The organism is Streptomyces sp. NPDC028368 (assembly GCF_055565615.1).
In genome coordinates this window covers 509245-516541 of sequence record NZ_JBVHTY010000005.1, presented here as the reverse complement: position 1 = coordinate 516541, position 7297 = coordinate 509245, and the positions used below count along the sequence as shown (strand labels likewise).

Below are 7297 nucleotides of genomic sequence, written 5' to 3'. Positions count from 1 at the left end.
GTTCCGTTTCCGGTTCGAATTCAGTTCCGATTCCCTGTCGGGGTCACTACTTTAGCGGAATTCCTCGGTGACTCATAATCGAGTCTGGAATCGAAATTCGGCATGCCGAAATCGCTCCCGTTGAGGGGCCGTGCAGTAGTGGTGTGCCGCGAAGCGGCGGGATGGCTGCCTGGGGCTTGATGGGCTCCGGGGCAACTCGGAGAACACTACGGATGGGGTAGAGGCGTGTCAACTTGGGTCAGTCGAGGTCTTTGAGGCGGCCTTCGGCGTCCGGTTGGGCGTCCTCCACGCGGCGCAGCAGGCGGGTCAGCACCTCGCCGAGGCGGTGGCGGTCGTCGCTGGAGAGGTCCTGGAGGAGGTCCTCTTCGAAGACCGTTGCCAGGCGCATGGCCTCAAGCCACTTCTCGCGGCCTTCGCGGGTCAGCTCGACGATGACGCGGACCCGGTTGTTCTCATCGCGCTCTCGGGTGACCAGGCCCTCGCTCGCCATGCGGTCGATGCGGTGGGTCATGGCGGCCGGCGTGAGGCCGAGGCGTTTGGCGAGTTCGCCGGGGCCCAGCCGGTAGGGGGCTCCGGAGACGACGAGGGCCTTGAGGACCTCCCATTCGGCGTTGCTCAGGCCGAGGGTTGCCGTCTGGCGCCCGTAGGCGACGTTCATCCGCCGGTTGAGGCGCTGAAGTGCGGAGACGACCTGCTCGACCTGGGGGTCGAGGTCCTGGAACTCGCGCTGGTAGGCCGCGATCTGTTCCTCGAGGCTCGGCTCGTTCGCGTCGGGGGCCGCATCTGAGAGCTCAGGCATGCGGCGCAGTATGACACGAAAGTCATTGGCGTCGAAGTCCTTCGTTGTGTACTCTTTAGATTCGAACTTTAGAGTTGAAGTCTTCAAGGTGTGACTGTCCGGTCCTGTCGGTGAGGCCTCGTCTCCTGGGTTCGTGTCTCTTATTCGTCTTTTGACTGACCTAGGTAGGTGAGTGTGACCACCGCGATGGGCGCCGCGCTGCGCCGGATCCAGCTGGGGAACGCACTGAGTGCGTTCGGTAACGGCTTCACGGTTCCGTATCTGTATGTCTACGTGGCCAAGGTGCGAGACCTCGGTGCGAGTACGGCGGGTGTGGTGCTGGCAATGCTGGCGGTGTCCGCGCTGGCCGTGCTGCCGCTGACCGGCCGGGTGATCGACCGGCGGGGTCCGCTGCCGGTGGCCATCGTGGGTACGGTCTCCGCTGCCATCGGTGCGCTGGGGCTGGGGCTGTCCGGCACCGAGCCGCTGGTGATCGCCTCGGCCGTTGCGCTCGGCGCGGGTATCGCGGTGATACAGCCGGCCCTCGCGACGATGATCGTGTGGTGCTCGACGACGGTGACCCGGTCACGGGCGTTCGCGACGCAGTTCTTTCTGAACAATCTGGGGCTCGGTGTCGGTGGGCTGGTCGGTGGCCTGCTGGTCGACGCCGCGCATCCGGCGAGTTTTGTGCGGCTGTTCGCCATCGAGGCCGTGATGTTCCTGGTGCTGGGTGCCGCGATCGCGACCGTACGGCTGCCGCGGGCGCCGAAGGTCGACGATGCGGTGCCGACCGAGGAGCGGCCCAAGGGTGCCTGGCGGGCGCTGTTCGCCGACCGGCGGATGGTGTGGCTGTGTGTGCTGGGCTTTGTGCTCTTCTTCGCCTGCTACGGGCAGTTCGAGTCGGGTCTGGCGGCGTACGCCACCGAGGTCACCCGGATCGCGCCGGCCACGCTCGGTATCGCGCTGGCGGCCAATACGGCGGCGATCGTGGCGGCGCAGTTCGTGGTGCTGCGGCTGGTCGAGCGGCGGCGGCGTAGTCGCGTGATGGCTCTGGTCGGGATGATCTGGACCGTGGCGTGGATAGGCGCCGGGGTGTCCGGGCTGGTGCACGGTGCGCAGGTCGTGGCGACGGCGCTGTTGATCTCGACGTATGCGTTGTTCGGGATCGGTGAGTCGATGCTGTCGCCGACGGTGGCTCCGCTGGTGGCGGATCTGGCGCCCGCCTCGCTGATAGGTCAGTACAACTCGGCGTTTGCGCTGGTCAAGCAGTTGGCGCTGGCCGTTGGGCCGGCGGTGGGAGCGTTGATGGTGGGGCACGGGATGTCCGTGGCGTACATCGGGATGCTCGTGGTGTGCTCGCTGGGGATCACGGGGCTGTCGCTGTGGCTGGGACGGATGCTGCGGCCGGTGCAGGACAACCCGCATCGGGTGGTGGCGGCGGTCCCCGCGCCGCGGTCGGAGCCGGTGGCCGCGGCCGTGTGAGCGGGCGGCTGCGCTAGCCGCGAGGCAGCGCGAATTCGCACCAGACGGCTTTGCCGCCGCCCGGCGTGCGGCGGGAGCCCCACGACGAGGCGATGGTCGCGACGATGGAGATGCCGCGGCCGGCCTCGTCGGCCGGTTCGGCGCGGCGGCGGCGGGGAAGGTGGTCGTCGCCGTCGGTGACCTCGATGATCAGGCGGCGGTCGGTGCGGCGGAGGCGGAGCCGCATGGGGGGCGTGCCGTGCTGGAGGGAGTTGGCGACCAGTTCGCTGGCGGCCAGGACTCCCAGGTCGTGCAGCTCGGGGGAGAAGCGCCAGGAGGCCAGGACTCCCGAGGCGAAGGCGCGGGCGCGCGGGGCGGCTTCGGTGCCGCCGTGGAGTTCGAGGGCGGCGTTGTGGAACAGCTCGGCGTCGTGGCCGGTCCGTTCGGGGTGCTGCAGGGCGAGGATGGCGACGTCGTCGTCGTGGGCGGCGGTGATGCCGAGGGCGCGGAGGAGCCGGTCGCACACGATGTCGGGGGCTCCCGTGGCGCCCGCGAAGGCCGCCTCCAGCGCTTCGACGCCGTGGTCGATGTCCTTGTCGCGGCGTTCGACGAGGCCGTCGGTATAGAGGACGGCGCTGCAGCCGGGGCCGAGGGGGACGGAGCCGGAGGTGTGCAGCCAGCCGCCGGTGCCCAGCGGCGGTCCGGTCGGTTCGGCGGCGCGGCGGACCACGCCGTCGGCGTCGCGGACCAGGATGGGCAGATGGCCGGCCGAGGCGTAGACCAGGCGGCCTTCGTTGGGGTCGTGGACGGCGTAGACGCAGGTGGCGATCTGGCTGGCGTCGATCTCGGCGGCCAGGCCGTCCAGCAGCTGGAGGACCTCGTGGGGCGGGAGGTCGAGGCGTGCGTAGGCCCGTACGGCGGTGCGGAGCTGGCCCATGACGGCGGCGGCGCGGACTCCGCGGCCCATGACGTCCCCGATGACCAGGGCGGTGCGGCCGGCGCCGAGGGTGATGACGTCGTACCAGTCGCCGCCGACGGCCGCGTCCGTACCGCCGGGCTGATAGGTGGCCGCCACGCACAGGTCGTCGGGCTGCTCCAGCTCCTGGGGCAGGAGGGAACGCTGGAGGGTGACGGCGGCCTCGCGCTGGCGGGCCTCGCTGGCGCGGAGGCGCTCCGCGGACTCGATCTGGTCGGTGACGTCCGCGCCGAAGACCAGCACGCCGCGGTGCGGGGCGACGCAGGCGACCTCCGGGTCGGGCGCGGGTCCGCTGGCGGCGACCTCGATCGGGGTGCAGGTGAAGGTGTAGTAGCCGTCGCGGGTACGGTCCTGGCCTCCGCCTCCGGGGACCCGGCGGGACTTGACCGTACGGGGCTTGCCGCTGCGCAGCACCTGGTCCATCAGGGGCAGCAGGCCGAGCTCGGCCAGCTCGGGGAGCGCCTCGCGTGCGGTGTGGCCGGCGGGGCGGGTGCCGAAGACGCCGGCGTAGGCGCCGTTGACGTAGGCGATGCGGTGCTCGGGGCCGTAGACGACCGCCACCAGGGCGGGGATGGTGCCGAGGATGTCGTGTACGGACAGCGCGTCGACGGTGGGCGGCGCTGCCACGGGGGCCGGTCCCTCGGTGGCGGGTGGTTCGGCGCGGGCGGCGGGGACCGATCCCGTACCGGACGTGGTCGACGTGTCGCCGGCCTCCGGTGGCGTGGCGGACGGTGACGGCGCGGCGGGTCCGGCGGGCGGCGTGGCGCGGTCGGACCGCGCGGCCGTGCGCCGCTGTGTGCCGGGGAGCTTGGCGCTCCAGCGCGTGAAGATCACGGAGGGATACCTCTTACTTCGCGTCGTCGCGCGGGATCGGGCCGTCGGCGTGCGGGTACTCCCCTTGGCTCCGCCCGGCCACAGGCCGGTGGAGTGTCGGCTGGGGGCACTCTCGGCGCCCTCTCGCGGAATGCAGCAAACGTCCAGAATCCTCGTGATTGTCACTCTTTGCAGATACGAGCCCACCCATGGTCACACGTCCAGTGTGGCCGACCGGACTGACATCCGTCAGACGTCGGGGCGTCGGCGTGGAGTTCCGCGCTCCGGTCCGCGCACGGTCTGAGACAGTGACATGACGTCAATTCCCTGGTCGGGCGGGATCGTCAACTGACTTCGTTGTGCCGGCCGGTGCCCGCCGCGAGTTCGAATTCGGCGCGCGGGTTCTCCAGCGAGCCGAGCGAGACGATCTCGCGTTTGAACAGGCCCGCGAGGATCCATTCGGCGAGCACCCGTGCCTTGCGGTTGAAGGTGGGCATCCGGCTGAGGTGGTAGGCGCGGTGCATGAACCACGCCGGGTAGCCCTTGAGCTTGCGGCCGTAGACATGCGCGACGCCCTTGTGCAGGCCGAGCGAGGCCACCGAGCCGACGTATTTGTGCGCGTAGTCCTTGATCTCGCCGCCGCGCACGGTCGCCACGATGTTCTCGGCGAGCACCTTGGCCTGGCGGACGGCGTGCTGGGCGTTGGGGGCGCAGGTCACGCGGTCCTCGTCGGGACCGGCGGGCGGGTCGGCCGTCAGGTCGGGAACCGCGGCCGCGTCCCCGGCGGACCAGGCGTGTTCGACGCCGTCCACCTGGAGCGCGGCGGTGCACTTGAGACGCCCGTGGGAATTGAGCGGCAGTTTGGTCGCGGCCAGGATGGGGTGCGGTTTGACGCCCGCGGTCCACACCAGGGTGCGGGTCGGGAGACGGGCGCCGTCGCTGAGGACGGCGATGCGCTTCTCGCAGGAGTCCAGCCGGGTTTCCAGCCGTACGTCGATATTGCGGGCGCGCAGCTCACGTACGGCGTAACGGCCCATGTCCGGGCCCACCTCGGGCAGGATCCGGTCGGTGGCCTCCACCAGGATCCACTTCATGTCCTCGGGCTGGATGTTGTGGTAGTAGCGCACGGCGAAGCGGGCCATGTCCTCCAGCTCGGCCAGCGCCTCCACGCCCGCGTAGCCGCCGCCGACGAAGACGAAGGTCAGCGCGGCGTCGCGGACCTCGGGGTTGCGCGTGGAGGAGGCGATGTCGAGCTGTTCGAGGACGTGGTTGCGCAGGCCGATGGCCTCTTCGACGGTCTTGAAGCCGATGCCGACGTCGGCCAGTCCGGGGATCGGGAGGGTGCGGGAGACCGAGCCGGGCGCGAGGATCACTTCGTCGTACGCCACGTCGATGTGCCCGGAGCCCGTTTCCTCGGCGGCCAGCGTCGTGATCGTGGCCGTGCGCTCGCTGTGGTCGAGGGCGGTGACCTCGCCGATGACGACATGGCACTGGGGCAGCACCCGGCGCAGCGGTACGACGACATGGCGCGGGGAGATGGAGCCGGCCGCGGCCTCGGGGAGGAACGGCTGGTACGTCATATACGGCTCGGGGTCGACCACGATGATCTCGACGCTGCCCTGCCGCAGCTCCTGCTTCAGCGTCCGCTGCAGCCGCAGGGCGGTGTACATCCCGACGTAACCACCGCCGACCACGAGAATGCGCGCCACTTCGTTGGAAGACACTGCCGTCACAGAGGTACTCCTCGCGAGGTCGACCCGACACCACTGTTCCATGACGCACCCCGGGAACGGCTTTGTCCACAGGCTCGACGAAATGTATGACCGGGGGCATCCGACGAGACGGACGGTCATCTTCCGCTGACGGGGCGGAAGGTGTGCAGGTCAGGGCCCTGGTGACGGGAAGCGGGCGGGTGCGCAATCGGGGCGGAACCGGTCCGTTGGGCCGATCGGGGGGCGCACTGTGCGGAACACCCCCTTCATTCTTGACCCGGGCTCAACTATGTTCGTATCTCGTTGGGGTGCACCCTCTCGTCGGTATGCCCCGACCGTCAGGGCGGGGAGTCTCCGGGGGGAGACGTCATTACCGGGGGAATCACTATGCATATTCAGGGCTCTCAATGGCCGACAGCCGTAGCCACCGCGGACACATCCGACGGCGGCGGGACCAACGGCCACAACATCGGCCACAACATCGGCCAGAGCAACGGACAGAGCAACGGCAACGGCAAGGTCCACAGCGGTGACAGCGTGGGACATGACGCCAAGGCCGGTGCCGGTCTCGGCGTCGGCGTCGGTCTCGGCGTCGGCGGCCGGAGCACGCCGCTGCGGGTGGATGCCCAGCGCAATCTGGAACATGTCCTGCGGGCCGCGCGCGAGGTGTTCGGCGAACTGGGCTACGGCGCACCGATGGAGGACGTCGCACGGCGGGCCCGGGTCGGCGTCGGCACCGTCTACCGCCGCTTCCCGAGCAAGGACGTCCTGGTCAGGCGGATAGCCGAGGAGGAGACCTCGCGGCTGACGGACCAGGCACGGACGGCGCTCGGCCAGGAGGACGACGCATGGTCGGCGCTCTCCCGGTTCCTGCGGACCTCGGTCGCCTCGGGCGCCGGGCGGCTGCTGCCGCCGAGCATCCTGCGGGTGAGCGCGGACGCCGAGCGGCCGGCCGACGACGTGGCCGAGGCGCGGGTGCCGCAGCAGCGGGCGGCGTCCGACACGGACGTGGAGGCGGATCTGCGCGTGGTCGCCCAGCGGGGCACGCCGGAGGATGCGCACGGCGAGACGGCGGTGGCCGCCGCGGAGGCGCCCGAGGGCGCGCCGGACAGCGCCGAGGAGACCGCCGGCGCGCAGGCGCTGCTGGAGGTCGTCGGGCGGCTCGTGGAGCGCGCCAAGGGGGCCGGTGAGCTGCGGGCCGATGTGACGGTTGCCGACCTCCTGCTGGTGATCGCCACGGGTGCGCCGTCGCTGCCCGACCCCGGTCAGCAGCAGGCCGCGTCCGCGCGGCTGCTGGAGATCCTGCTGGAGGGGCTGCGCTCGCGCCCCGTCGGGTGAGTTCCGGCTACCGGTTCCGTCCGGGCGGCCCCGTGAGGCGGGGGCTTCCGGACGGGCCGGACGGCCGCGCCGCGTCGTCCGCACGCTCCGGTGGCGGATGCCCCCCGTACGGGTGAAGGCTAGTGCGGTCGTACAAGAACGATCCTCGGATGAGTGGTTGCCCGTCGGGACCCTGAAGCCCGGACCCCCGGTGTGGCACGCTTGCGCGGTGTTCCGGTG

Annotated in this window: 5 protein-coding genes; 2 read left to right on the top strand and 3 right to left on the bottom strand. The window is 70.6% G+C overall.

Annotation, left to right across the window (positions count from 1 at the left end; all coding sequences use genetic code 11):
- Positions 1 to 238 precede the first annotated feature (238 nt).
- Positions 239 to 799, bottom strand: a complete 561-nt coding sequence (locus ACZ4S3_RS15190; protein WP_467932451.1) for a MarR family winged helix-turn-helix transcriptional regulator — start codon at positions 797 to 799, stop codon at positions 239 to 241.
- A 174-nt stretch (positions 800 to 973) separates the two neighbouring features.
- Between ACZ4S3_RS15190 and ACZ4S3_RS15185 the strand changes: the two genes are divergently transcribed.
- Complete coding sequence (locus ACZ4S3_RS15185; RefSeq protein ID WP_467932552.1) at positions 974 to 2260, top strand: MFS transporter; 1287 nt, start codon at positions 974 to 976, stop codon at positions 2258 to 2260.
- Between the two features lie 13 nt (positions 2261 to 2273).
- On the opposite strand, the gene ACZ4S3_RS15180 is transcribed toward ACZ4S3_RS15185, so the two are convergent.
- Together ACZ4S3_RS15180 and ACZ4S3_RS15175 are read right to left on the bottom strand one after the other, a co-directional pair.
- Entirely contained in the window at positions 2274 to 4049 is a 1776-nt protein-coding gene (locus ACZ4S3_RS15180; RefSeq protein ID WP_467932448.1) for an ATP-binding SpoIIE family protein phosphatase, read from the bottom strand.
- 323 nt (positions 4050 to 4372) lie between these two features.
- A complete protein-coding gene (locus ACZ4S3_RS15175; protein ID WP_467932550.1) occupies positions 4373 to 5752 on the bottom strand; it encodes an NAD(P)/FAD-dependent oxidoreductase in 1380 nt (459 codons plus the stop codon).
- A 375-nt stretch (positions 5753 to 6127) separates the two neighbouring features.
- Here ACZ4S3_RS15175 and ACZ4S3_RS15170 point away from each other — a divergent pair, with 375 nt between their 5' ends.
- Positions 6128 to 7078 carry a TetR/AcrR family transcriptional regulator gene (locus ACZ4S3_RS15170; protein WP_467932445.1) on the top strand — a complete coding sequence of 317 codons (951 nt, stop codon included), beginning with the start codon at positions 6128 to 6130 and terminating at the stop codon, positions 7076 to 7078.
- Positions 7079 to 7297 lie beyond the last annotated feature (219 nt).

Bases quoted from the DNA above. Each gene is read 5' to 3' on its own strand.
- ACZ4S3_RS15170 (WP_467932445.1), top strand. From the start codon at position 6,128: ATGCATATTCAGGGCTCTCAATGGCCGACAGCCGTAGCCACCGCGGAC.
- ACZ4S3_RS15190 (WP_467932451.1), bottom strand. From the start codon at position 799: ATGCCTGAGCTCTCAGATGCGGCCCCCGACGCGAACGAGCCGAGCCTC.